Below are 23853 nucleotides of genomic sequence, written 5' to 3'. Positions count from 1 at the left end.
TGGTGAAGGGAAATCGGGTCGGAAGCATGCGGATTCTGGTGGTCGGATCGGGTGGGCGCGAGCATGCCCTGTGCTGGAAAATCGCGGCCTCGCCGCTGTGCGACAAGCTCTATTGCGCGCCGGGCAATGCCGGCATCGCGGCGGAAGCCGAATGTGTGGCGATCGGCGTCGACGACATTCCGGGGCTGGTGAAGTTTGCGCGCGAAAAGGCGATCGACCTTGTCGTCGTGGGGCCGGAGGCGCCGCTGGTGGCGGGCCTCGCCGACGCGCTGGAAGCGGCCGGAATCCCGACCTTCGGGCCGAGCGCCAAAGCGGCCGAGCTTGAGGGTTCGAAGGGCTTCATGAAGGATTTGGCCGCCAAATACGCCGTGCCGACTGCCGCCTATCGCCGCTTCCGCGCACCCGCCCCCGCCAAGGCCTTCGCGGCGACATTGGGCCTTCCCGTCGTCATCAAGGCGGATGGCCTTGCGGCGGGCAAGGGTGTCGTCATCGCGCAGTCCCGCACCGAGGCCGAGGCCGCCATCGACGCCATGATGACCGACCGGCAATTCGGCGAGGCCGGGGCCGAGCTGGTGGTGGAGGAATTTTTGCAAGGCGAGGAGCTTTCCTTCTTTGCGCTTTGCGACGGCGCCCATGCCATTCCGCTGGCCTCGGCGCAGGACCACAAGCAGGTGGGCGATGGCGATACCGGCCCCAATACCGGCGGCATGGGCGCCTATTCGCCGGCCCCGGTGGCGACGCCCGAAATCGAGCGGCGCATCATGGAGGAGATCATCCGCCCCACGGTCCAGGGCATGGCGGCGGAGGGGCGGCCGTTCAAGGGTGTCCTCTTCGCCGGCATCATGGTGACGGAAGGCGGGCCGAAGCTGATCGAGTTCAATGTCCGCTTCGGCGACCCGGAATGCGAGGTGCTGATGCTGCGCCTCAAATCCGATCTGGTGCCGGCGCTGATCGCGGCGCGCGACGGGACCCTGAAGAATTTTGACCTGCGCTGGTTCGACGATGCGGCACTCTGCGTCGTCATGGCGGCCAAAGGCTATCCGGGCAGGCCCGAGACCGGGACCGTGATCGGCGGCCTCGACGCCGCTGCCACCATCAGGGATGTGGCCGTGTTCCATGCCGGGACGAAACAGAACGACAAGGGCGAGATCGTCGCGGCCGGCGGCCGCGTGCTGGCGGTGGCGGCAAGTGCCAGGGACGTCGCCTCGGCGCAGGCGCTGGCCTACCAGGCGGTGGATGCTGTTCAATGGCCGGGCGGTTTCTGCCGGCGCGATATCGGCTGGCGCGCCCTCGCGCGCGGCAAATAGGCAAGGGGGGACAACATGTTCAAGCTGCGCTATTCGGTGACCTCGCCCTTCGTGCGCAAGGTGATGATGGCCACGATCGAGACCGGGCAACGGGGCGAGATCGAGCTTGTCCCGACCGTAACGGCCGATCCCCATTCCGACCTCTCCCGGCACAACCCGCTCGGCAAGGTGCCGGCGCTGGTGCTGGCGGACGGATCGACACTCTATGACTCGCGGGTGATCTGCGAATATCTCGACTCGAGGCATGGCGGTACCAGGCTGTTCCCGGCCGATGGCGATGCGCGCTGGACGGCCCTGCGGCGCCAGGCCCTGGCCGACGGCATCATGGATGCGGGTGTCCTCTGCGTGATGGAGGGGCGTCGCAGCGAGCCCGCCCAGCGCTCGCCGGAATGGGTGGCGAAGCAGAAGGGCAAGATGGCGGCGGGCTTCGACGCGCTGGAGCGCGAGGCGGCGTCATTCGGTGCCGGTTTCGATATCGGCCTGATCGCGGTGGCCTGTGCCCTGGGCTATGCCGATTTCCGCTTTGCCGCCGACAACTGGCGCGCGGGGCGGCCGCATCTGGCCCGCTGGTTCGAGCAGGTGAGCGCGCGGCCGAGCCTGAAGGACACCGCGCCCAAGGATTGAGTGGCTACCTTTCGACTGGCATCCCCCGCGCAGGCGGGGGATCCACGAGTTACTTTCTTCAGTCGTGCGCAAACTCGTGGATGGCCCGCCTGAAGCGGGCCATGACAAGATCGGCCGTCAACGCCGGCCGTCATCTCTTCATGTAGAGATCGCGCGCCGCCAGCACGGCGCCGCCGACGATGGCGAGGCAGCCGAGCAGCACGGCCATGGTGGCGCTGGCCTTGCCGGTCGCAATCAGGAGCAGGGTGGAGATGAGGGGCGAGGCGTAGGAGATGGCGCCCAGTGCCTTGATGTCGCCCTTCTTGACGCCGTAATCCCAGACGAAGAAGGCAGCACCCACGGGCCCCAGGCCGAGGGCGATGATGGCCAGCCATTGCCATTGGTCGGCGGGCCAGATGGTGGTTTCCGTCAGCAGATGGCAGAGGAAACCGAGCAGGGCGGTGACGCCGCAGAAGGCGCCGACCAGTTCCGTCGGTGCCGTGCCGAAGCGGCGCGACAGCACCGAATAGATCGACCAGGTGAAGGCACAGGCCAGGGCGGCGCCATAGCCGAGGGCGCTGCCGGCAAGCCCGGCCGCATCGCCGGCATCGCGGGCGAGGATGAGAAGGGCGGCCCCGGCCATGCCGATGATGGCACCCGCCACATGCTGCCAATAGAGCCTCTCGCCCGGCAGCAGGGCGGAGAAGAGGACGATGAGGAGCGGCCAGAGATAGGCGATGAGGCTGGCCTCGACCGCCGGCGCGTGGTCGAGCGCCACAAAATAGAAGAGGTGATAGAGGAAGAGCCCGCCGATGCCGAGGGCCCAGACCGGCCAGGGCTGGCGCAGGAAGGTGAAGGCAGCCGGCCCTTTGCGCGCAAAATCGGCCAGCCATTTCAAGGCGGCGAAGGCAAAGGCGATGGCGAAGGTCGTCGCCATCAGCTGGAAGGGCGGCACGGCACCGGTCGACGCCGTGAACAGCGCCAGCGTCGCCCAGAGCAGGACGGCGATGGAGCCGATGAGGGTGGCGCGGCGGCGGGAATGGGCGGTCGGCAGGGCAAGGTCGGTCATGGCCGGCGCATAATGCAGGCCGGCCGATACGCGTCAAGGGTGGCAACTGGCTTGTCTGCTGTCATGGCCCGCTTCAGGCGGGCCAACCACGAGTTTGCCCGCAACCGACAACAGGAACTCGTGGATGCCCCGGCCAAGCCGGGGCATGACAATAACAAAGTGAAATTGCGCAGGGCGCCGCTACAGCTTCGGCGCCAGATAGACGATGAGGAGGGCGTTGCCGAGGATGATCGAGGCCACCATGAAGAAGAGCAGCACGTAGCGGTGCACGTTGCGCTCGCGCTCCGGCACCATCTCGCGCACGATCCCGGTCAGGTTGGAGAGATAGGGGGCGATGAAGTTGAGCTTCTCGCGCTCGGCATTCTGCCAGAACTGGTAGATGATGAGCGAATAGATGGCGCCCACCGACAGTACGATGCTGATCGCGACGACCAGCTTGAACAGCAGCGTGCCCTTATAGGCGAGGTCGCCGATGACACCCAAAAGCACGAAGATGACGAGGGTGCCGAGCAGCGTGCCCCATTGCTGGTGCTTGGCAAAGCGCGTGGTCTCGCCGCAGGCGGCATAGAGCGCCAGCATCTCGGCATGGGTCAGTTCGTCGAGTTCGCTCGGGCGGACCTCGATCCGCTCGGCCGCGTCGGTTTCGGTTTCGGGTGCGGCTTTCGCCATGGTCGTTTCTCCATCACTCCGCCAAGCTTAGGCCGGGAATGGTTAACAACCTGTGGATAACTGTGCCAGAACCGATGCCGGGACGGTTTTCCAAATCAGTTCAACGAGTTGAACGCAGGAAATCCGTCCCAGTTCGGTCAGTACATATGCTGGCCGCCATTGATGGAGAGGGTCGAGCCGGTGATGAAGCCGCCCTCATCGGCCACCAGGAAGAGGACGCCGCGGGCGATCTCGGAGGCTTGCCCCAAGCGCCCGACCGGGATCTTGGCGACGATCTTCTCCAGCACCTGGGGCGGCACGGCGCGCACCATGTCGGTGTCGATATAGCCGGGGGCGATGGCGTTCACCGTGATGTTCTTGGCGGCACCCTCTTGGGCGAGGGCCTTGGTGAAGCCGTGGATGCCGGATTTGGCGGCGGCATAGTTCACCTGGCCGTATTGCCCGGCCTGGCCGTTGATCGAGCCGATATTGACGATGCGGCCGAAACCGCGCTCGCGCATGGAATCGATCACGTTGCGGCACATGTTGAAGCAGGAGGAGAGATTGGTGTCGATCACCGCCTGCCATTGCTCGGGCGTCATCTTGTGCAGCGTGCCGTCGCGGGTGATGCCGGCATTGTTGACCAGCACGTCGATGGGGCCGAGATCGGCCGTGATCCGGGCAATGCCTTCCTTGCATTGCTTGAAATCGGCGACGTCGATCTGGTAGGCGGCGATGCCGGTCGCGTCCGAGAAGGCCTTGGCCTTCGCCGTATCGCCGCCATAGACCGCCGCCACCTTGTAGCCGGCATTCTTGAGGGCGACGCTGATCGCCTCGCCGATGCCACGGGTCCCGCCCGTCACCACTGCCACCCGACCCATTCATTCCTCCCTGGTTTTGTTTTTGTCGTTGGTTGTTGTGGTTGTGGCCCCCTCCCCCTGCAGGGAGAGGGCTAAATCCAGCGTCAGCGCTCCACGCACATGGCGATGCCCATGCCGCCGCCGATGCACAGGGTGGCGAGGCCCTTCTTGGCGTTGCGCTTTTGCATCTCGTGGAGCAGCGTCACGAAGACGCGCGCCCCCGAGGCGCCGATCGGATGGCCCAAGGCAATGGCGCCGCCATTGACGTTCACCTTGGCAGGGTCCCAGCCCATATCCTTGTTGACGGCACAGGCCTGGGCGGCGAAGGCCTCGTTCGCCTCGACGAGGTCGAGGTCGTCGGGCTTCCAGCCGGCCTTGGCCAGCGCCGCGCGGCTGGCCGGGATCGGACCCGAGCCCATGATGGCGGGATCGACGCCGACCGTGGCCCAGGAGACGATGCGGCCAAGCGGCGTCAGGCCGCGCTTCGAAGCCTCGGCGGCGGTCATCAGCACGACGCCGGCAGCACCGTCATTGATGCCCGACGCATTGCCGGCCGTCACCGTGCCGTTGTCGCCGCGCACGAAGGCCGGGCGCAGCTTGGAGAGCGTGTCCACCGTGGTGCCGTGCTTGGGGTATTCGTCATCGGCCACCGTCACATCGCCCTTGCGGCCCTTGACGGTGACGGGGACGATCTCGTCCTTGAACTTGCCGGCCTTCATCGCGGCCTCGGCCTTCTGCTGGCTGGCGGCGGCGAATTCGTCCTGCTGCTGGCGGGTGATCTGCCATTTCTGCGCCACGTTCTCGGCCGTGTTGCCCATGTGATAGCCGTTGAAGGCATCCCAGAGGCCGTCCCGGATCATGGTGTCGACCATCTCGGCATTGCCCATCTTGGTGCCGTTGCGCAAATGCATGGCATGGGGCGACTGGCTCATGCTCTCCTGCCCGCCGGCGATGACGACATTGGCGTCGCCATTGCGGATCGCCTGGAAGCCCAGCGCCACCGCGCGCAGGCCCGAGCCGCAGAGCTGGTTGATGCCATAGGCGGTCTTCTCGTTGGGGATGCCGGCATTGATCGCGGCCTGGCGCGCCGGGTTCTGCCCGGCGGCGGCGGTCAGGATCTGGCCCAGGATGACCTCGTCCACCTCGCCGGCCTCCAGCTTCGCGCGCTTCAGCAATTCCAGGATCACGTCGCGGCCGAGGTCATGGGCGGGGAGGGCGGAAAGCGTGCCGCCAAAGGCGCCGATCGGCGTGCGGGTGGCGGCGGCAATGACGATGTCGGGGGCGCTGGCCATGGGATCTTCCTCCAATAGGCGATTTTTTCGCACAGGGGGTGTTTTGTGCATTGCAAACAAGCCTAGGGGAAAGCGGGCGGCAAGGGCAAGCGACGAATGGGGGATAACCGGGACCCAAGGCCAACAACGTGACCGAAACCTTGATGCGGGTTAACTGGGGTCTTGACGGGGATCGCTTCAAGTTGTAAATAACCATACAGTTAAATAACCGAACAGTTAAATAATGAACACGATGCCGGATCGCCTCAGCGACACCTTGCAGGCTCTTGCCGACCCCACGCGGCGCGCCATCCTGGCCCGCCTTGCCATGGGCCGCGCGACGGTGGCTGAACTCGCGGCACCCTTTGCCATGAGCGGGCCGGCGATCTCGAAGCATCTCAAGGTGCTGGAACGCGCCGGACTGATCGAACGCGGGCGCGAGGCGCAATGGCGGCCCTGCCGATTGAAGGCGGCACCGCTGCGCGAGGTCGCCGATTGGCTCGACACCTATCGCCGCTTCTGGGAGGCGAGTTTCGATCGCCTCGACACCTATCTCGAAGATCTGCAAACCGCGACAAGGGAGGCAAAAAATGTCCGCACCAAAAATAAGCGCCGAACCGGAGGCGAGTGACCGCATCCTGACCATTACCCGTGATTTCGCCGCCCCGCGCGAACTGGTCTTCGCGGCGCTGACGGAACGCAGCCATGCCCTCAACTGGATGGGGCCGCGCGATTATCCGGTGACCTATTGGGAAAGCGACGGCCGCCCCGGCGGCAAATGGCGCGCCTGCCTCACCAGCCGTGAAACCGGCGCCGAAATCTGGCAGAACGGCATCAATCACGAGATCGAGCCGCCCGAACGCCTGTCCTTCACCTTCGGCTGGGAAGAGGATGGCACCCGCGACAGGCCCGGCACGCGTGGGCCGGAAACCCTTGTCACCATGGTGCTGGACGATCTCGGCGGCAACCGCACCCGCTTGCATTTCCGCCAGGAAGTCTTTGACACCGTGGCGAACCGCGACGGTCACGAGGCCGGCTGGATGAGCACCTTCGACCGGCTGCAGGATTACTTGAACGGGCTTTAGCGCCCGGCCGTTCACTTAATCAAATGCGCCAGCTGCGGGCAGATGGCGCGCGCCCGCGCCGCCACCTGGTCGTGCCGGGGCTTGTTGACGCTCTCCTCCAGCTCGAACCATTTGGCCAGCGCCGGGTCGCCCGGCGCCTTCCCCTCCACCATGTCGGCCAGCCGTCCGGCATCCGCGTCCGGCATGTCGGCCAGCACCGCCTTCATGCCGCATTCGAACACCGCCTGGCGCTGCCCCGGCTCGATGCGCGAGGTCTGGAACATCGCATCCGGGTCCGCGTTGAACTTCTCCTGCGCCAGCGCCATGAACCGCGCCTTGCCGGGATGCGCCGCCGGATCGATCACGGCCGGGTCCTGTGCGCTAACAATTCCAGTCGAGAAGGAAAGCAAAAGTCCGGCGAAGAAGACTGAACGGCAAATCTGCATGTGATCCTGTACTCCTAGGCCGGCGCGTCGAGCGCGGCTACTCGTGTGCATTCTTACCACGGCTATCTCAGGTTGTACAAAGGATGGCCAACATTAACTCATCCCACCGCCCTTGGATTCCGCTCCTGGAAGTCCCGCTGGTGCCAATAGGGATAGGCTGGGACTTGCTCGCTGGCCGCGTCGAGGCGTTTGATCTGCTCCTCTGTCAGTGACCAGCCCAGCGCGCCGAGGTTCTGCTTCAACTGCTCCTCATTGCGGGCGCCGATGACGATGTTGCAGACGGTGGGGCGGGTCAGCAGCCAGTTGAGGGCGATCTGGGGGATGGTCTTGCCGGTTTCCTCAGCCACCGCATCCAACGCATCCACCACCTGGAAGAGGTAATCGTCGGCGACGATGGGCCCGCCTTCGGCGCCGCCCTGTTTGATGCGGCCGGACTCGTTCCGGCCGCGGCGGATCTTGCCGGTGAGGCGGCCCCAGCCCAGCGGGCTCCAGACCATGGTGCCGACGCCCTGGTCGATGCAGAGCGGCATCAGCTCTTCCTCGTAATCGCGGCCGATGAGGGAATAGTAGCCCTGATAGACCACATAGCGGGCGAGGCCGTATTTCTCGGACGTGGCCAATGCCTTCATCACATGCCAGCCGCTGAAATTCGAGCAGCCGATATAGCCGATCTTGCCGGCGGTGATGAGGTCGTCGAGGGCGCGCAAGGTCTCCTCGACCGGGGTCAGCGCATCGAAGCCGTGCATGAAATAGAGATCGATGTAGTCGGTGCCGAGGCGCTTGAGGCTGGCCTCGCAGGCGCGGATCAGATGATGGCGCGAGGAGCCCTTGTCATTGGGGCCGGGGCCCATCTCGAAAGTCGCCTTGGTGGAGATGAGGGCCTGGTGGCGGCGCCCCTTGAGCGCCTCGCCCAGGATGCGCTCGGCCGCGCCATTGGAATAGACATCGGCCGTGTCGAAGAAGTTGAGGCCGTGATCGAGGCAGAGATCGACCTGCCGCACCGCCGCCTTGGCATCGACCGCGCCCCATTTGTCGAAGAACTCATCGCCGCCGCCAAAGGTGGCGGTGCCGAAGGAGAGAACCGGGACCTTGAGGCCCGAGCGGCCGAGTTGGCGGTGTTCCATGACGGGGGCCTCGCTGGCTGGTGAACTGGCTGGTGAATCGGAGCGTGGCGACGAGTCTTAACGGGCGGCGGCGGGCGCCGCTACCACGCGGGCGTCATGGGTTTGGACCCGGTGGTTTTCGGGCGCGCGGCGGGTACGACGCCGACAAAGATGCAGATCAAAGGCAGCATTGTGTGACGCGGCGCACAGCGCCGGAGCCCTCGAAAAACGGCTGGAATCCGCAATTATCCCTTTTCCTTCAATTGCCTGACTGGGCGGGCGGCAATCCGCCCCGGGCCCTGAACGCGGCGCGGGGGCCGCGGCGACAGAGGCAGTACCCGGGCAACGAGCCTGCAAACGGCGGCCCGCAAACGACCACAGAGTCAGTGACCACGGAGTCACTGGCCACAGATAGGAGGAATGACCATGAGCAAGTTGAGTGTGAAGACTGAGATCGTCCCGTCGGCCACGCCTGCCACTGCCTGGCGCCTGGCCCTGCTGGGTGGCCTCTTCGCCGGCGCCGCCGTCATTGCCCTGGGCTTCGGTCCCGCACCCGCCCAGGCCTATGACGACGATGTCGAGGTGGTGTGCTGGGATCTCGACAGCGGCGAGACCGAATGCATGGAGGTCGACGACCTCGCTGCCGAATGCGCGCTGAGCGATCCGGAATACACCACCGACCAGTGCGGCGGCCTGCTGGAGAACCGGCGTCCCGCCAGCGGCGGCCTGACCACGATCGACATGTTCGACGAGAATTATGACGACGACAAGGATCGCGGCCGCGGCGATCGCGGCAATCGCGGCGGCGGCGATAACGGCGGCGGCGGCGGTTCCGGTGCCGGCGGCGGGCGCGGCAGTCCGCGCAACTGATTGGGGAAGGGCTGTCTCTATCAGGGGATGAAGGGGATGGTTGGGTGAGGAACGGGGCCGCGAGGCCCCGTTTCCATTTTCAGCGCCGCCGCCTTGGTCCGCCCTTCGATCAACCGGCGACGCGGCGCATCCAGGCGGCCATGGGTTGCCAGATCTCGGCGGCGGCGTGGCGGCCGACCATCATGCCGATATGGCCGGCATGGGGCGCCATCTCCTCGACCCTGGCCAGGCGGCGGGTGAGGGCGCGGGAGGAGCCCGGCGGCACGATGCGGTCGGCCGACGGGATGACGTTGAGGACGGGGAGGTCGAGCCCGGCCGGGTCGACCACGCGCCCGCCCACCCGCCAGGCGAGATTGCCGGTGCTGTTGGCGCCGTACCATCCGGTCAGGCATTCGCGCGCCACGGGGGCGGCGAGGGCGATACCGTCATTGAGCCAGTCCTCCAGTGCCACGAAGCGCCGGGCCGAGGCACCTTCCGGGTCGAGCGTGGCGAAATGCTGGAACTTCTTCAGCACCTGGAAGGGGTCGAGGCCGGAAAAGAAGGATTGCAGCAGGTCGACCGGCATTTCGCCGAGGATCTGGAGAATGGGTTCCAGCTGATGGCCGATCTGGCCCACCATGCGGGCGTGGGATGCGTTCTCGGCATGGAAGTCCCAGGGGGTGGCGAGGCAGACCAGGGCGGCGAGATCCTTCTGCCGGCGCAGCGCCAGGGCGAGCGCCAGATCGCCGCCCATGCAATAGCCGATGGCGATGATCGGCCCGCCCTTTTCGCGCCGCACTGCCTGCAGGGCCGCCTGCAGCCGGCCGACGATATAGTCGGAAAGGGAGAAGCCGCGTTCGAGCGGGCCCGGCGCATCCCAATCGACGACGAAGGGATCGAAGCCGTTGGCGCCCAGCCAGCGCAGGAAGCTCGCCTCCGCCTCGAGGTCGAGCACGTGGTACCGATTGACCAGTGACGGGATGACGAGGAGGCGCGGGTTCGCGGGTGAGCGGGTGGTGCCGCGGTAATCGCGCAGCTTTGTCGTGCCTTCGTCCCACACCACCGGCGCTGCGGGCAGGCTGCGCCGGTAATCGTGCCGGCGATAGGCGGTCACACCGTCGAGGAAGCGCCCGAAGCGCCGCCGCCCCTCAGCCTGCAGCGCCGTCGTCAGCTGCGCGGGATCGGCCTTTGCGAGGGCGGGCGCCAGTTCCCGCAGCGCCGCCGCCAGCCGCCTTTGGCTTTCGCCTGGCTGGCTGCCGTTCGGGGGATTGCTGTTGGCCGAGTTCAGCAAGGCGCTGTTCAAGGCCGGCAAGGCGAGCGCGGAGTTGCTCCAGATCGCCGCCGCCAGGCTGAGATGCTGCGGCAGCGGCCGCGGGCCCAGGCGCATGGGGATCGGGCGCTTGGGAATTGGGTGTCGCGGTTGGGGGGCTGCCATCCTTTGGGCCTCCTTCGGGTTGCCCGCCATGCGGGCTGACGGCGGCCATCCAGGCCTGGGCCATCTCGGTCCAGTTGCGGGCGAGATCCGGGCCGAAGGGCGGCATGCCGGGGCCTGCCGCCGCCTGGCCCATTTGCCCCATCTGGCCCATCTGGCCCATCTGGCTGAGCCACATGCCGGGGAGCGGCAGGGCCGCCATCAGCTGCGCGGCCTGGCGGGCGAGGTCGGGGTCGGCAGCGGCGGCGGTGATCTGGTCCTGCCACAGATCGATGAGGCGCCGCGCCAGTTCGTCGAGGCCCGGGGCGGCATTTTCGGCGGCGGTGTCGCCGTGACCGTCTTTCGGTGAATCAGTCATTTATCGACTATAGCCTCGGCCGTTTCGCGGGGAAACCGGGCGCCGTTTGCAGCGCAGCGACCGCATTGCCACATGGCCCCCCGGTAATGCTATGCTCGGGTCCGGCGCCCGAATATGTTCCCGTTGCCAGCTCATTGTGCATCGCATCAGTCCCAAGGTTAATCACACCGGGCGCGAGATGGGGAGAGTGAAGAATGGCCGTGTCAGGTGACCAGACGAAATCCGGCGAAAAGCCGGCGCCGGTCCGCATCAAGAAATACGCCAATCGCCGGCTCTACAACACGGCGACCAGTTCCTATGTGACCCTCGATTACCTCGCCCAGATGGTGCGCGAGGGCCTCGATTTCACGGTCGAGGATGCGAAGACCGGCGAGGATATCACGCGGTCGGTCCTGACCCAGATCATCGTCGAGGAGGAATCGAAGGGGCAGAACATGCTGCCGATCAATTTCCTCCGCCAGCTGATCAGCCTTTATGGCGACAATTTGCAGTTCCTGGTGCCGGGTTACCTGGAAAAGAGCATGGAAAGCTTCGCCACCAACCAGGAGCAGATCCGGCAATACATGAAGGACAATTTCGGCGCCGTCTTCCCGCTCGACCGGCTGGAGGAGATGTCGAAGCAGAACATGGCCTTCTTCCAGCAGGCGATGAGCATGTGGAACCCGTTCAAGGCCACCGGTGGTACCGTTCCCACCCCGCCGGAAAAGGGCGAGGGGCCCCGCGCCGGGAGCGGCGACGAGCTCTCGGACCTGAAGGCGCAGATGCAGGCGCTGCAGAAGCAGCTGGAACTCTTGACCAAGGTCGGCGGCAAGCCGGATTGACATGCGTGTTACAGCCAACGGTTCCGATTTCGAGGTGATGCTGGCCGGCGCGGAAAGCCGGCCGGCGCTGTTCCTCACCCATTCGCTGGCCACCAGCCACGAGATGTGGGCGCTGCAGGTGCCGCTGCTGGCGCGGCACTTCCGTGTCGTCGCCCCGGACATGCGCGGCCATGGGGCGAGTGCGGCGCCGGGCGGCGACTACACGATGGACCAGCTGGCCGATGATGTCGTCGCCATCGCCGACCGGCTCGGCATCGGGCGCTTCCATTTCTGCGGCCTTTCCATCGGTGGCATGATCGGCCAGGCGCTGGGCCTCAACCATGCCGGCCGCCTGGGTGGCCTCATCCTCGCCTCGACCTTCACCGGGCCGATCGGGCCGGAGGCGCGCGCCGGCCTTGACGGGCGCATCGCCGCCGCCACGCGTGATGGCATGCAGAGCCAGATCGAGCCCAGCATGGGGCGCTGGCTGTCGGCGGATTTCCGGGAGGCGGCGCCGCGCCAGGCGCAATGGATCCGCGACCAGATCGCGGCCACCCCGGTCGCCGGCTTCAACGGTTGTGCCGCCGCCATCCGCGAGATGACGCTGGAACCGGCGCGGCTCACATCGATCAAGGCGCCGACGCTGGTGATCGCCGGCGAGAAGGACCCGGGGGCCAGCCCGGAAGCCGGCAGGCGCATCGCCGAAGCGATACCGGGTGCCGCGATGCAGGTCATCGCCGGCGGCTATCACCTCTCGAATGTCGAGTTCCCGCACATCTTCACCGAGATGGTGCTGGACTTCCTGCTGGCGGGAAAAAATGGCTGAAGGGGGTTCGTCCCCACCTGCCGGAAACGCCACCGCCCCGGACCAGACCCTCCTCATCCGCGGTGCGCCGGTGCTGTTCGTCCTCCTCTGGGCGACCGGCTTTCTGATGGCGAAATTCGCCATTCCCTATGCCGAACCCTTTACCATCCTGGTGATCCGCTTCGCGCTTGCCAGTGCGATGATGGCTTGTGTCGCCATTATCTTCGGTGCGCGCTGGCCGCGCTCGCTGGGCGAGGCCGGGCATATCGCCATGACCGGCGTGCTGCTGCAGGCGGTCTATCTCGGCGGCTGCTATGCTGCGATCTATGCGGGCCTCGCGGCGGGTGTCGTGGCGCTGATCGCCGGGCTGCAGCCGGTGGTGACGGCGGCCCTCTCCGGCCCGCTCTTGGGCGAGCATCTGAAACCGCTGCAATGGCTGGGGGCGGTGCTGGGCTTCGTCGGCCTCAGCATGGTGATCTGGCACAAGCTCAGCTTCGATCCAGACCATCTCTGGGCGCTTGCCTTCGCCTTCGTGCAATTGTTCGGCATCACCGCGGCGACCTTCTACCAGAAGCGCTTCTGCCCGCGCGCCGATCTGAAATCCGGTGCCGCCATCCAGTATGCGGCGGCGACCCTTGTGCTGCTGCCGGTGATGCTGTGGCTGGGGGTGGGCGAGATCGACTGGCAGGCGGAATTCATCTTCGCCATGGGCTGGATCGTGATCGTGCTCTCCGGCATTTCGATTGCGCTCCTCACCTGGATGCTGCAGCGGGGGGCGGCGGCCCGGGTCGCCAGCCTGTTCTACCTGACACCGCCGGTAGCGGCATTGGGCGGGTTCCTCCTTTTCGGCGAGACGCTCGATGCGCTCGCCATCGCCGGCATGGGCGTCGTGGCCCTCGGCGTCGCCCTGGTCAACCGCCGATGACGGAAGCGGATCTCATCGAACGGCGTCGCTATCGCCCGCCGGCCGGCGCGGAGCTTCGCATCTTCGCCTATGGCTCGCTGATGTGGCGGCCGGATTTTCCCTTCATCGACATCCGGCCGGCAACGCTTTACGGCTATCATCGCGCCTTCTGCATCACATCGACCCATTATCGCGGCTCGCCCGCACATCCGGGGCTGGTCCTTGGCCTCGATCGCGGCGGGCAATGCGTGGGCAGGCTCTACCGCGTGGCGCCGGAGGATGCCGAGACGGTGGCGGACTACCTGCACCGGCGCGAAATGGTGACCGGCGTCTATATCCCGCGCCTCCTCAGGCTGCGCCTGCCGGAAAGGGACGAGGTGACCGCGCTGTCATTCGTTGCCGACCGGGCGCATCCGCAATATGCCGGCAAGCTGACGCCGGAAGAGGTGGCGGCGCGCATCCGCGATGCGGTGGGCATCGCCGGGCGCAATGTCGACTATCTGCGCAATACCGTGGAACATCTCGACCAGCTCGGCATCGGCGATTGCGCGCTGCACCGCATCCTGCGTCTGCTCGAGGCGCAGGTCTGACCCGTTCCCGGACCGCTTGGCGCGACGGCGCCGAGTTCCTATAAGGGAAACCTGACAAGATCGGGGGGATCATGGGTCCGTTTGAACATCCACAGAATTCCTATTACGCGGCGACGGCCAACCCGTTCGGCGAGCGCCCGGCGCTGGCGGGCGCGGTCACGGCGGATGTCTGCGTGGTGGGTGGCGGATTCACCGGCCTTTCCGCCGCCCTCAACCTGGCCGAGCGCGGCTACAAGGTGGTGCTGCTGGAACAGGCGCGCATCGCCTGGGGTGCCTCGGGGCGCAATGGCGGCCAGGTCAATCTGGGCCTGCGCAAGGGGCCGGAGGATCTCATTGCCGCCTTCGGCCAGGAACGGGCGCGCGCCCTGTTCGGCATGGCCGAGGAATCGCGGCGCATTGTCACCGAGCGCATCGCCAGGCACGGCATCAAATGCGATTTCAAGCCGGGGACTTTGCATGCCGCCAGCAAGGCGCGGGATTGCGGCTGGATGCAGGACGAGATCGACTGCCTGGAGAGGCAGTTCGGCTATCGCGGCGCGCGCTATCTCGACCGCGCCGCGGTGCGGCAGGAACTGGGCTCGGACATCTTCCATGCCGGCGTGCTGGACAGCGGCGGCGGGCATCTGCACCCGCTGAACTATGCGCTGGGCCTGGCGGCGGCCGCCGAGGCCGCGGGCGTGCAGATCTGCGAGCAGTCGCGGGTGACCAGGATCGAGAAGGGTACGCTCAACCGTGTCGAGACTTCCGGCGGCGCCGTCAGCGCCAAATATGTGGTCCTCGCCTGCAATGCCTATCTCGGCGATCTCGAGCCCCGCATTGCCGGCAAAATCATGCCGATCGCCAATTTCATCATCGCCACCGAGCCGCTGTCGGAAGCGGAGGCGCGCGAGGTGATTGCCCGCGACGTCTGCGTCGCCGACACCAAATTCGTGGTCAGCTACTGGCGCCTCTCGGCCGACCGGCGCCTGCTGTTCGGCGGCGGCGAGCGCTACAGCACGCAGCCGCCGGCCGACATCAAGGAGTTCGTGAAGCCCTATATGCTGCGCGTCTATCCGCAGCTGGCGGGGAAGCGCATCGACTTTGGCTGGGGCGGCATGCTGGCAATTACCGTGTCGCGCCTGCCGCATGTCGGGCGCATGGACAATGTCTTCTATGCCCATGGCTATTCCGGCCAGGGTGTCGCCGTCACCGGCATCATCGGCCAGCTGATCGCGGAGGCCGTGGCCGGGACAGCGGAGCGTTTCGACCTGTTCGCGGCGATCCGCCACCAGACTTTCCCGGGCGGCACGCTGCTGCGGCATCCGCTGCTGGTGGCGGCGATGCTGTGGTATGCCATGCGCGACCGGCTCTAGGCGCCCCGGAGTGTCGACCGGATGTACTCGCGCCGCTCCGGCGGCAGCCGGTTCCAGTGACAATCCAGGAGGGCGCCTTCCAGGGCATAGGCCATCGTCAGCGTCACCTGATCGGGAAAGGCGTGTTTCAGCCGGCGGTAGGTGGCGACGGCGCCGAGCGAACGCAGGGCGTCGGCATCAGCAATGCCAACCTCCTGCAGTTGGCGGATTGTTGCCGGGCCGATATTCTTGAGCGAGCCAAGGGGTGTCGACATGATCGATCACTCTAATGGAAGAGGGTGGGGCATATGAAGATTCTGTTTCTGGGGGCGGGCGCCGTCGGGGGGTATTTCGGCGGGCGGCTGATCGAGGCGGGGGGCGATGTCACTTTCCAGGTGCGTGCCGGCAGGGCGCAGCAATTGGCCGCGCGCGGACTGGTCATCAAGAGCCCGCTGGGCGACGCCAATATCCGGGCAAAGACGATCGCGCAGGCCGGTGGCGAGGCGTTCGACCTGGTCGTGGTGGCGTGCAAGGCCTATGACCTAGGCCAGGCAATCGAAGCCGTGGCACCCCATGTCGCGAAGGGGGCCGTGCTGCTGCCGCTGCTCAACGGCATGCGGCACAATGACGATCTCAGGAACCGCTTCGGATCCGACGCGCTGATCGGCGGCATGTGCCAGATCGAGGCGACGCTCTCGCCGGAGGGCGACGTCCTGCACAAGAGCAAGTTCGCGCGCATGGTGTTCGGGCCGTTCGAGGATTTTCCGGCCGATGTGCGCCGCCAGCAGGTGCTGAGCACGCTGGCCGAGCTCGGCGCCAAGGCCAGCTTCACCTCGGTCCTGCAGGACCCGGTCGACCAGGCATTGTGGGACAAATGGGTGATGATTGGCACGCTGGCCGGCATCACCACGCTGATGCGCGGTGCGGTCGGCGACGTGCTGGCCGCGCGCGAGGGGCACGAACTGATCGAGGAAATGCTGCACGAGGCCATCGCCGTCGCCACCGAGAGCGGCTATCCGCCGCGCGCCGATTATCTGGCTTCGGTCCGCCAGCTGCTGCTGTCGCCCGGCTCCACCTTCATGGCCTCGATGCTGCGCGACATCGAGCGCGGCAATCCGGCCGAGGCCGACCACATCATCGGCGACATGTATCGCCGCGCCCATGATTTCGGCCACGATGCCAGCCTGCTGCGCATCGCCTATTGCGCGCTGCAGACCTATGAGGCGCGGCGGGTCAGGGGTGGGTTGAGCTAGGGTATTTCAAGTTCGACCGCGAACACGACCAGCCTTATCGCCAGCCATACTGATTGTCATGGCCCGCGAAGGCGGGCCATCCACGAGCTTGGCGGCAACTGAAAAGGCAACTCGTGGATCCCCCGCCTAAAGCGGGGGATGACGATGGAAACGGCTCAGGCCTTTTTCTTTGCCTTGGAGGCCGCTTTCTTCGCGGCCTTTTTGGCAGCCTTGGGGGCGGCGACCTTCGGCGCGGTTTCCTTGGGCGCGGTCTTCTTGGCGGCAACTTTCTTGGCGGCCGTTTTCTTGGCGGCAGATTTGGGTGCCGCCTTCCTGCCCTTGCCGCCGCCCTTGGCGATGCGTTCGGCGATCAGGGCGAGGGCCTCGGGAAGCGTGATCGCACCGGCTTCCACGGATTTGGGCAGGGTCGCATTGACCGCACCCATCTTCACGTAATGGCCATACTTGCCGTCGTGCAGCGTCACCGTCTCGCCGGTTTCCGGATGCTTGCCGATTTCCTTGCCGGGGGCGGCCTGGCCGCGGCCGCGGCCCTTGCTTTCCTGCGCCAGCAATTCCACGGCACGGTTCATGCCGATGGTCAGCACGTCATCGTCCTTCGGGATCGATTTGAACTTGCCGTCATGGTTGAGATAGGGACCGAAGCGGCCGATGCCGGCTAGGATCGGCTTGGTCGTCTCGGGATGCATGCCAATGGTGCGCGGCAGGCTCAACAGCTTCTGCGCGATCTCCAGCGTCACGTCGTTGGGCTGCATGCCGCGGGGCAGCGAGACGCGCTTCGGCTTGACGCCATTCTCGTCCTCGCCCAATTGCACGTAGAAGCCATAGGGTCCCTTGCGCAGCGTGATGGCGCGGCCCTGGTCATCCTGGCCGAGCTCGGCCGGGCCGGCCGAACCGGCGGCGATCTCTTCCTCGGTCTGCACAGCCAGGGGCTTGGTATAGCGGCATTCGGGATAGTTCGAGCAGCCGATGAAGGCGCCGTTCTTCGCCAGCTTGATGCCAAGCTCGCCGCCGGAGCAGGCGGGGCAGGCGCGGGGCGCCTTGCCGTTGCCGAGATCCGGGAAGAAATGCGGCGCCAGCGCCTCGTTGAGCGCGTCGATCACCACCGAACGCGTGCCGATGCCCTTGTCGAGGAAGGCCACCGCCTCCTGCATCGAGGGCAGCTTGCCGCCCGGCGTGTCTCCCGACTGGTGGAGATGGGCGAAGTCGTTCCAGAATTCGGCCAGCACATCCTTCCAGCGGGCACGGCCGCCGGAAATGTCGTCGAGCTTGGTCTCGAGATCGGCGGTGAAGCCGTACTGGACATAGCGGTCGAAGAAATTGGTTAGGAAGGCCGTCACCAGTCGGCCGCGATCCTCCGGAACCAGGCGCTTCTTGTCGATCCGCACATAGGCGCGGTCCTCCAGCGTCTGCAGGATCGAAGTATAGGTGGACGGCCGGCCGATGCCGAGTTCCTCGAGGCGCTTGATCAGCGACGCCTCGGAATAGCGGGGCGGCGGCTGGGTAAAATGCTGTTCGGGCTTGACGCCCTTGGCGGCGACGCCATCGCCCTGCTTCAGTTTCGGCAGGCGGCGGCCGGCATCGTCATCCTCAACCGGGTCGTCGCGGTCCTCCTGATAGAGTGTCAGGAAGCCGTCGAATGTGACGATGGAGCCGGTGGTGCGCAGCACCTGACGGCCGTCGGCCGAGGCGGTGTCGATGGCGACCTGGTCTAGTTCGGCGCTTTCCATCTGCGAGGCCAGGGTGCGCTTCCAGATGAGGTCGTAGAGGCGGAACTCGTCGTCGCGCAGATAGCGCCGGACATGTTCCGGCCGGCGGAAGAGGTCGGTCGGGCGGATGGCCTCGTGGGCCTCCTGGGCGTTCTTCGCGGCACTCCTATATATACGGGGTGCGGCCGGCAGGTATTTCTGGCCGTATTGCTCGGAAATCAGCTTGCGGCCGGCATTAATGGCATCCTGGCTGAGGGTGACACCATCGGTACGCATATAGGTGATGAGGCCGACCGTCTCGCCATCGAGATCGACGCCCTCATAGAGGCGCTGGGCGACCTTCATGGTCTGGGCGGCGCCGAAGCCCAGCTTGCGCGAGGCCTCCTGCTGCAGGGTCGAGGTGATGAAGGGCGGGAACGGGTTGCGCCGTACCGATTTGCGCTCGACCGAGCTGACCTTGAAGGGCGCGCCGGCGCTGACCCTGGCAACGGCGGCCTCGGCCGCGGCTTGGTCCTTAAGGTCGAACTTGTCGAGCTTCTTGCCGTCGAGATGCGTCAGGCGCGCAGTGAATTCCTGGCCGTCCGGCGCCGTGAAGACCGCCTCGATGGTCCAGTATTCCTGGGGCCGGAAGGCTTCGATCTCGGCCTCGCGCTCGCAAATGATGCGCAGGGCAACCGATTGCACGCGGCCGGCCGAGCGGCTGCCCGGCATCTTGCGCCAGAGGATCGGCGACAGGGTGAAGCCGACGAGGTAGTCGAGGGCGCGGCGGGCGAGATAGGCATCGACCAGTTCCTGGTCGATCTGGCGCGGATTGGCGATGGCTTCCAGCACCGCGCGCTTGGTGATCTCGTTGAAGGCAACCCGGGCCATGGGCAGCTTGGCCAGGTTCTTCTTGGCCTTCAATTCCTGTTCCAGATGCCAAGAGATTGCCTCGCCCTCGCGATCGGGGTCGGTCGCCAGCAGCAGCATGTCGGCCTTGGCGGCGGCGGCTGCGATTTCCCGGATCTGCTTGGCGCCGCGCCCCTCAGCGTCCCAGGTCATGGCGAAGTCTTCGTCCGGACGGACCGAGCCGTCCTTGGCGGGCAGATCGCGTACATGGCCGAAGGAGGCCAGCACGTGATAGTCGCTACCCAGATACTTGTTGATGGTCTTGGCCTTGGCGGGGGATTCGACGACAACGACCTTCATGGACCCGCTTTCGGGATAATTAATCAATCAACATGCGCGGGTACAGAGCCGGAACGATGACCCTTCAGGACGCCGGCGCCAACAGGGAAATCCGGTTGCCGGGGTGGCGTTCCAGGCGGCCCGCCAGATCCAATTCCAGCAGCACCATACCCATAACGGGAGCGGAGCAATGACACTGACGGAGCAATTCGTCAACCTCAACCGGGCTGGGGCCCAGCAGAGACAGGATCATGTCGCGCGTCTGCCCGGCCGATATTTCTATTTCTGAATCAGGATGTTGAGCGTCATTTTGAAGGTCGGGTGGCAAGGGTGTTTCTAAGAATTTGATCCCACTCAGGGCCTCCAGCACCTGTGCGGCATCTTCGACCAGCAGTGCCCCCTGGCGGATGAGATGGTTGGAACCGCGGCAGCGCGGATCGAGCGGCGAGCCGGGTACGGCCAGGATCTCGCGCCCCTGCTCGTTGGCGAAGCGGGCGGTGATGAGGGAGCCGGATTTCAGCGCCGCCTCAACCACCACCACGGCGCCGGAGAGGCCGGCGATGATCCGGTTGCGGCGTGGGAAATAGCGGGCCATGGGCTCGGTTCCCGGCGGCATCTCGGCGACGATCAGCCCCTCCTGGCCGAGGCGCTCGAACAGGGCGGCATTTTCCGGCGGGTAGAGCACGTCGATGCCGCCAGCAACCACGGCAATGGTGCCGCCGCCTTTCGCCTGGAAAGCGCCCTGATGCGCCGCCGTGTCGATGCCGCGCGCCATGCCGGAGACCACCACGGCGCCTGCCGTGGCGAGGTCGCGGGCCATGTCCTGCGCGATGCGGCGGCCATTGGCCGAGGCATTGCGGGCACCGACGATGGCAATTCTGACCGGTTCGGCGAGGAGGTCGCTCCGTCCCTTCACCGTGACGACGGGCGGGGCGCCATCGGTCGCGCGCAGGGCCGGTGGATAATCCGGCTCGCACCAGGCGAGTGCCCGGGCACCGAGCGAGGCCAGGCGCTCCAACTCGGCCAGCGCGGCCTCGGCCGGGTAGGGGCGGTAGATCAGCTTGCGCCCGCCGCGGCGGGCAAGATCCGGCAGGCGCTCCAATGCCTTGCCTGCCCTGCCGAAGCGCTCGAGCAGGCGGCGGAAGGTGCTGGGACCGACATTCTCACTGCGCGCAAGGCGCAGCCAGTCGAGGCGTTCCTGGTCGGTGAGCGGACGGGGCGGGGCGGACATGGCGGCCAGCCTAGGGGGCTGCCAAATCGGAATCAATCGTGAACGGGGATTGGCGTCGTTGCATTGCGACAATCAATGCCGGCAATACGACGCGTCGTCAGGCGCTCTTCTTCTTCTTGCCGATCCGGGGTTCCTCGCCCTTGAGCAGGCGACGGATATTCTCGTGGTGGCGCAGCCAGACGAGGGCGGTGGCGAGGAGGGTGAAGGCCATTTCCGCCGGCGTGCCGAGATACCAGGCGTAAAGGATCGAAAGCGCCACGGCGACCAGCGCCGAGAGCGAGGAGATGCGGAAGAGAAGGGCGACGACCAGCCAGGTGAGGCAGGCACCAACACCCACCATCCAGTTGACCGCGAGCAGCGTGCCCAGCGTCGTGGCCACACCCTTGCCGCCCTTGAAGCCGAGCCAGACAGGATAGAGGTGGCCGAGCAGCGCGGCGGCACCGGCGATGACGCCCAGGCTCGGCGACCATTGCGCGGCGATGAGGGCAGCGGCCGCCCCCTTGCCGCTGTCGAGCAGCAGTGTCGCCAGCGCAACCGGCTTGTTGCCGGTGCGCAGCACATTGGTGGCGCCGATATTGCCGGAGCCGATCTTGCGGATGTCGCCGAGGCCGAAGGCGCGGGTCAGCACCAAGCCGAAGGGAATCGAGCCGAGGAGATAACCGAAAAGCGCGGCAACGGCGATCTGCCACGCGGGAATGCCGGCGAGGCCGAACATCTCCATCAGTTGCGTCCCTGCTGGGCGAAGACCTGTTGACCGAACACCTGGCGGCCGTCGACGAAGGTGCGAAGCACCATGCCCTGCACCGGCCGGCCGTCATAGGGCGAGTTCTTCGACTTGCTCCTGAATCCCGCCACATCGACGCGGTGCGGGCGGTCGAGGTCGATCAGCACCAGGTCGGCGGGCGCGCCCTTGGCGATGCGGCCCTGGGGCAGGCCAAGGATCTCCGCCGGCCGGCTGGTCAGGCATTTCAGCAGATGCAGCAGCGAGACCGAACCCTTGTGATAGAGCTCGAGGCTGACGGGAAGCAGTGTCTCCAGCCCGACGATGCCGGCGGCGGCCTGGACGAAGGGCACGCGCTTGCTCTCGACATCGTGGGGCGCGTGGTCGCTGGCGATGCAGTCGATGACGCCTTCGGCGATGGCGGCGGCGATGGCCCGCCGGTCGCTCTCGCCACGCAGCGGCGGCGACAATCTGGCGAAGGTGCGGTAGTCGCCGATCTCGTTCTCGTTCAGCGAGAAATAGGGCGGGGCGGTGTCGCAGGTGACGCGCAGCCCCTCCTGCTTGGCGCGCCGGATCGCCTCCACCGCGGCGGCGGTGGAGACATGGGCGACGTGATAGCGCGCCCCCGACATGCGCACCAGATGCAGGTCGCGTTCGATCATCATCACCTCGGCGCAGGCGGGAATGCCGGGAAGGCCCAGCCTGGTTGCCAGTTCGCCATTATTCATGGCGCCGCCGGCGGCCAGGCGCGGCTCCTCCGGATGCTGCACGATGAGAAGATCGAAGTTGCGCGCATAGGTGAGGGCGCGACGCATGACCATTACGTCGGCGACGGCCTGGAGAGCATCGGTAAAGCCGAGCGCGCCGCACTCGGCCAGCAGGCCCATTTCGACCAGATCCTTGCCCTCGAGCCCCTGGGTGAGGGCGCCGTAGCAATAGATCTTGGCGCGCTTGGTCTCGCGCGCGCGCCTTGCGATGTATTCGACCCCGGCCACGTCGTCGATGATGGGATTGGTATTGGGCAGGCAGACCATGGAGGTGACGCCGCCGGCGGAGGCCGCCAGGCTGCCGGTATCGATGGTCTCCTGATGCTCGTCGCCGGGCTCGCGCAATTGTACGCGCATGTCGACGAGGCCGGGTGCGAGCACATTCCCGCCGCAATCGATCACCTCGGCCTCGGTGGGCGCATTGTCGCGCGTGACCTCGGGGCCGATGGCGGCAATCTTCTCGTCCAGCACCAGGATGCCGCCGCGTTCGTCGTGGTTGCCGGCCGGGTCGACGATCCGCGCGTTCAGCAGAACCAGCGGCCGGGCGGGCTTTTTCGGTGTTTTCGGCGCGGCGCTCATCAATTGCCTCCGCGCAAATTGCGGGTCAGCGCGTCGAGGCAGGCCATGCGCACGGCGACACCCATCTCGACCTGCTCGCGGATGACCGAGCGGTTGATGTCGTCGGCCACCTCGGAATCGATCTCGACGCCGCGATTCATCGGACCCGGATGCATGATGAGCGCATTGGGCTTGGCCAGCGAGAGCTTGTCGTAATCGAGGCCGAAGAAATGGAAGTATTCGCGGATCGACGGCACGTAGGCGCCCTGCATGCGCTCCAGTTGCAGGCGCAGCATCATGACGATGTCGACATCCTTGAGGCCCTTCCTCATATCGGTGAAGACCTCGACCCCCATGCGCTCGATGCCGGAGGAGAGCAGCGTGGTGGGGGCGATCACGCGCACGCGCACCCCCATCTTGGTGAGGAGGTGGATGTTGGAGCGCGCCACCCGGCTGTGCAGGATGTCGCCGCAGATGGCGACCAGCAGGCCCTGCAGGCGACCCAGGCGACGGCGGATGGTGAGGGCGTCGAGCAGCGCCTGGGTCGGATGCTCGTGGCGGCCGTCGCCGGCATTGATGACGGCGCCGTCCACCTTTTGCGACAGCAGATTGACGGCACCGGAATCGCCGTGCCGCACGACCATCACGTCGGGGCGCATGGCGTTGAGCGTCATGGCGGTATCGAGCAGCGTCTCGCCCTTCTTGATCGAGGAGGTGCTGACCGACATGTTGGTGACATCGGCGCCGAGGCGCTTGGCCGCCAGTTCGAAACTGGTCTGGGTGCGGGTCGAGGCCTCGAAGAAGACGTTCATCACCGTGCGGCCGCGCAACAGGGCGCGGGCGGTGGTGTCGTCCTTCGGCAGATCGGCGTAATGATTGGCGAGGTCCAGCAACCGTTCGATTTCCGCGGGGGAAAGCCCCTCGATTCCCAGCAAATGCTTGTGGGGGAAGAAGGCGGTCGGCGTGCGGGGTTCGGCGCTCATATCGAGCGCGCATCATAGGGCCCCGGC

At 66.3% G+C, this 23853-nt stretch carries 25 protein-coding genes; 12 read left to right on the top strand and 13 right to left on the bottom strand.

What is annotated here, in order from left to right; translation table 11 throughout:
- The first annotated feature begins 26 nt into the window (after positions 1-26).
- The gene (purD, locus tag A8950_RS14420) at positions 27-1307 is read left to right on the top strand and encodes a phosphoribosylamine--glycine ligase (protein ID WP_133614374.1); all 1281 of its coding nucleotides are present in this window, start codon (positions 27-29) and stop codon (positions 1305-1307) included.
- A 15-nt stretch (positions 1308-1322) separates the two neighbouring features.
- Positions 1323-1931, top strand: a complete 609-nt coding sequence (locus tag A8950_RS14415) for a glutathione S-transferase N-terminal domain-containing protein (protein WP_133614373.1) — start codon at positions 1323-1325, stop codon at positions 1929-1931.
- A gap of 130 nt (positions 1932-2061) precedes the next feature.
- On the opposite strand, the gene yddG is transcribed toward A8950_RS14415, so the two are convergent.
- The 4 genes from yddG to A8950_RS14395 all read right to left on the bottom strand — a co-directional run bounded on the left by yddG (position 2062) and on the right by A8950_RS14395 (position 5779).
- The gene (gene yddG, locus A8950_RS14410; protein ID WP_133614372.1) at positions 2062-2979 is read right to left on the bottom strand and encodes an aromatic amino acid exporter YddG; all 918 of its coding nucleotides are present in this window, start codon (positions 2977-2979) and stop codon (positions 2062-2064) included.
- 180 nt (positions 2980-3159) lie between these two features.
- Positions 3160-3648, bottom strand: coding sequence for a hypothetical protein (locus A8950_RS14405; protein WP_133614371.1), 489 nt, complete (start codon positions 3646-3648; stop codon positions 3160-3162).
- 137 nt (positions 3649-3785) lie between these two features.
- Entirely contained in the window at positions 3786-4508 is a 723-nt protein-coding gene (phbB, locus tag A8950_RS14400) for an acetoacetyl-CoA reductase (RefSeq protein ID WP_133614370.1), read from the bottom strand.
- 83 nt (positions 4509-4591) lie between these two features.
- Complete coding sequence (locus tag A8950_RS14395; protein WP_133614369.1) at positions 4592-5779, bottom strand: acetyl-CoA C-acetyltransferase; 1188 nt, start codon at positions 5777-5779, stop codon at positions 4592-4594.
- A 223-nt stretch (positions 5780-6002) separates the two neighbouring features.
- Here A8950_RS14395 and A8950_RS14390 point away from each other — a divergent pair, with 223 nt between their 5' ends.
- Together A8950_RS14390 and A8950_RS14385 are read left to right on the top strand one after the other, a co-directional pair.
- On the top strand, positions 6003-6389 hold the full coding sequence (locus A8950_RS14390; RefSeq protein WP_243735650.1) for an ArsR/SmtB family transcription factor: 387 nt from the start codon (positions 6003-6005) through the stop codon (positions 6387-6389).
- Complete coding sequence (locus tag A8950_RS14385; protein ID WP_133614368.1) at positions 6349-6843, top strand: SRPBCC family protein; 495 nt, start codon at positions 6349-6351, stop codon at positions 6841-6843. Before A8950_RS14390 ends, A8950_RS14385 begins: the two co-directional genes overlap by 41 nt.
- An 11-nt stretch (positions 6844-6854) precedes the next feature.
- Here A8950_RS14385 and A8950_RS14380 read toward each other — a convergent pair whose 3' ends face one another.
- Both A8950_RS14380 and A8950_RS14375 read right to left on the bottom strand, forming a co-directional pair.
- Positions 6855-7268, bottom strand: coding sequence for a hypothetical protein (locus A8950_RS14380; protein WP_133614367.1), 414 nt, complete (start codon positions 7266-7268; stop codon positions 6855-6857).
- A 98-nt stretch (positions 7269-7366) separates the two neighbouring features.
- Positions 7367-8392: an aldo/keto reductase gene (locus A8950_RS14375; RefSeq protein ID WP_133614366.1), complete on the bottom strand. Its 1026-nt coding sequence runs from the start codon at positions 8390-8392 to the stop codon at positions 7367-7369.
- A 405-nt stretch (positions 8393-8797) separates the two neighbouring features.
- Here A8950_RS14375 and A8950_RS19570 point away from each other — a divergent pair, with 405 nt between their 5' ends.
- Positions 8798-9241 carry a hypothetical protein gene (locus A8950_RS19570; RefSeq protein WP_166645188.1) on the top strand — a complete coding sequence of 148 codons (444 nt, stop codon included), beginning with the start codon at positions 8798-8800 and terminating at the stop codon, positions 9239-9241.
- A gap of 109 nt (positions 9242-9350) precedes the next feature.
- Here the strand turns inward: A8950_RS19570 and A8950_RS14370 are convergent, their stop codons facing one another.
- Complete coding sequence (locus A8950_RS14370; RefSeq protein ID WP_243735649.1) at positions 9351-10607, bottom strand: alpha/beta fold hydrolase; 1257 nt, start codon at positions 10605-10607, stop codon at positions 9351-9353.
- Between the two features lie 76 nt (positions 10608-10683).
- On the opposite strand from A8950_RS14370, the gene A8950_RS14365 reads away from it, so the two are divergent.
- The 6 genes from A8950_RS14365 to A8950_RS14340 all read left to right on the top strand — a co-directional run bounded on the left by A8950_RS14365 (position 10684) and on the right by A8950_RS14340 (position 15461).
- Positions 10684-11001 (top strand): hypothetical protein, encoded by a 318-nt coding sequence (locus A8950_RS14365; RefSeq protein WP_133614364.1) that lies wholly within the window; start codon positions 10684-10686, stop codon positions 10999-11001.
- A 203-nt stretch (positions 11002-11204) separates the two neighbouring features.
- A complete protein-coding gene (phaR, locus tag A8950_RS14360; protein ID WP_133614363.1) occupies positions 11205-11831 on the top strand; it encodes a polyhydroxyalkanoate synthesis repressor PhaR in 627 nt (208 codons plus the stop codon).
- Position 11832: 1 nt separating this feature from the next.
- Positions 11833-12636 carry an alpha/beta fold hydrolase gene (locus A8950_RS14355; protein WP_133614362.1) on the top strand — a complete coding sequence of 268 codons (804 nt, stop codon included), beginning with the start codon at positions 11833-11835 and terminating at the stop codon, positions 12634-12636.
- Positions 12629-13540, top strand: a complete 912-nt coding sequence (locus A8950_RS14350) for a DMT family transporter (protein WP_133614361.1) — start codon at positions 12629-12631, stop codon at positions 13538-13540. Before A8950_RS14355 ends, A8950_RS14350 begins: the two co-directional genes overlap by 8 nt.
- A complete protein-coding gene (locus A8950_RS14345; RefSeq protein ID WP_133614360.1) occupies positions 13537-14109 on the top strand; it encodes a gamma-glutamylcyclotransferase in 573 nt (190 codons plus the stop codon). The genes A8950_RS14350 and A8950_RS14345 overlap by 4 nt, the downstream gene beginning before the upstream one ends.
- 71 nt (positions 14110-14180) lie before the next feature.
- Positions 14181-15461 carry an NAD(P)/FAD-dependent oxidoreductase gene (locus A8950_RS14340; protein ID WP_133614359.1) on the top strand — a complete coding sequence of 427 codons (1281 nt, stop codon included), beginning with the start codon at positions 14181-14183 and terminating at the stop codon, positions 15459-15461.
- On the opposite strand, the gene A8950_RS14335 is transcribed toward A8950_RS14340, so the two are convergent.
- Positions 15458-15715 carry a TfoX/Sxy family protein gene (locus tag A8950_RS14335; RefSeq protein ID WP_133614358.1) on the bottom strand — a complete coding sequence of 86 codons (258 nt, stop codon included), beginning with the start codon at positions 15713-15715 and terminating at the stop codon, positions 15458-15460. The genes A8950_RS14340 and A8950_RS14335 overlap by 4 nt on opposite strands.
- 33 nt (positions 15716-15748) lie before the next feature.
- Between A8950_RS14335 and A8950_RS14330 the strand changes: the two genes are divergently transcribed.
- Entirely contained in the window at positions 15749-16693 is a 945-nt protein-coding gene (locus tag A8950_RS14330; RefSeq protein WP_133614357.1) for a ketopantoate reductase family protein, read from the top strand.
- A 155-nt stretch (positions 16694-16848) separates the two neighbouring features.
- Here A8950_RS14330 and topA read toward each other — a convergent pair whose 3' ends face one another.
- From topA to A8950_RS14305, 5 genes are all read right to left on the bottom strand, one after another.
- The gene (topA, locus tag A8950_RS14325) at positions 16849-19587 is read right to left on the bottom strand and encodes a type I DNA topoisomerase (protein ID WP_133614356.1); all 2739 of its coding nucleotides are present in this window, start codon (positions 19585-19587) and stop codon (positions 16849-16851) included.
- Between the two features lie 64 nt (positions 19588-19651).
- Positions 19652-20797, bottom strand: a complete 1146-nt coding sequence (dprA, locus tag A8950_RS14320) for a DNA-processing protein DprA (RefSeq protein WP_133614355.1) — start codon at positions 20795-20797, stop codon at positions 19652-19654.
- A 97-nt stretch (positions 20798-20894) separates the two neighbouring features.
- Complete coding sequence (plsY, locus tag A8950_RS14315) at positions 20895-21512, bottom strand: glycerol-3-phosphate 1-O-acyltransferase PlsY (RefSeq protein ID WP_133614406.1); 618 nt, start codon at positions 21510-21512, stop codon at positions 20895-20897.
- A 5-nt stretch (positions 21513-21517) separates the two neighbouring features.
- The gene (gene pyrC / locus A8950_RS14310; protein WP_133614354.1) at positions 21518-22864 is read right to left on the bottom strand and encodes a dihydroorotase; all 1347 of its coding nucleotides are present in this window, start codon (positions 22862-22864) and stop codon (positions 21518-21520) included.
- Positions 22864-23826 carry an aspartate carbamoyltransferase catalytic subunit gene (locus A8950_RS14305; protein WP_133614353.1) on the bottom strand — a complete coding sequence of 321 codons (963 nt, stop codon included), beginning with the start codon at positions 23824-23826 and terminating at the stop codon, positions 22864-22866. Before A8950_RS14305 ends, pyrC begins: the two co-directional genes overlap by 1 nt.
- Between the last annotated feature and the right edge of the window lie 27 nt (positions 23827-23853).

The sequence above is a fragment of the Dongia mobilis genome (assembly GCF_004363235.1).
GTDB lineage: Bacteria > Pseudomonadota > Alphaproteobacteria > Dongiales > Dongiaceae > Dongia > Dongia mobilis.
Note: the sequence above shows the minus strand (reverse complement) of the source record. Positions and strands in the feature narration are given on the sequence as shown.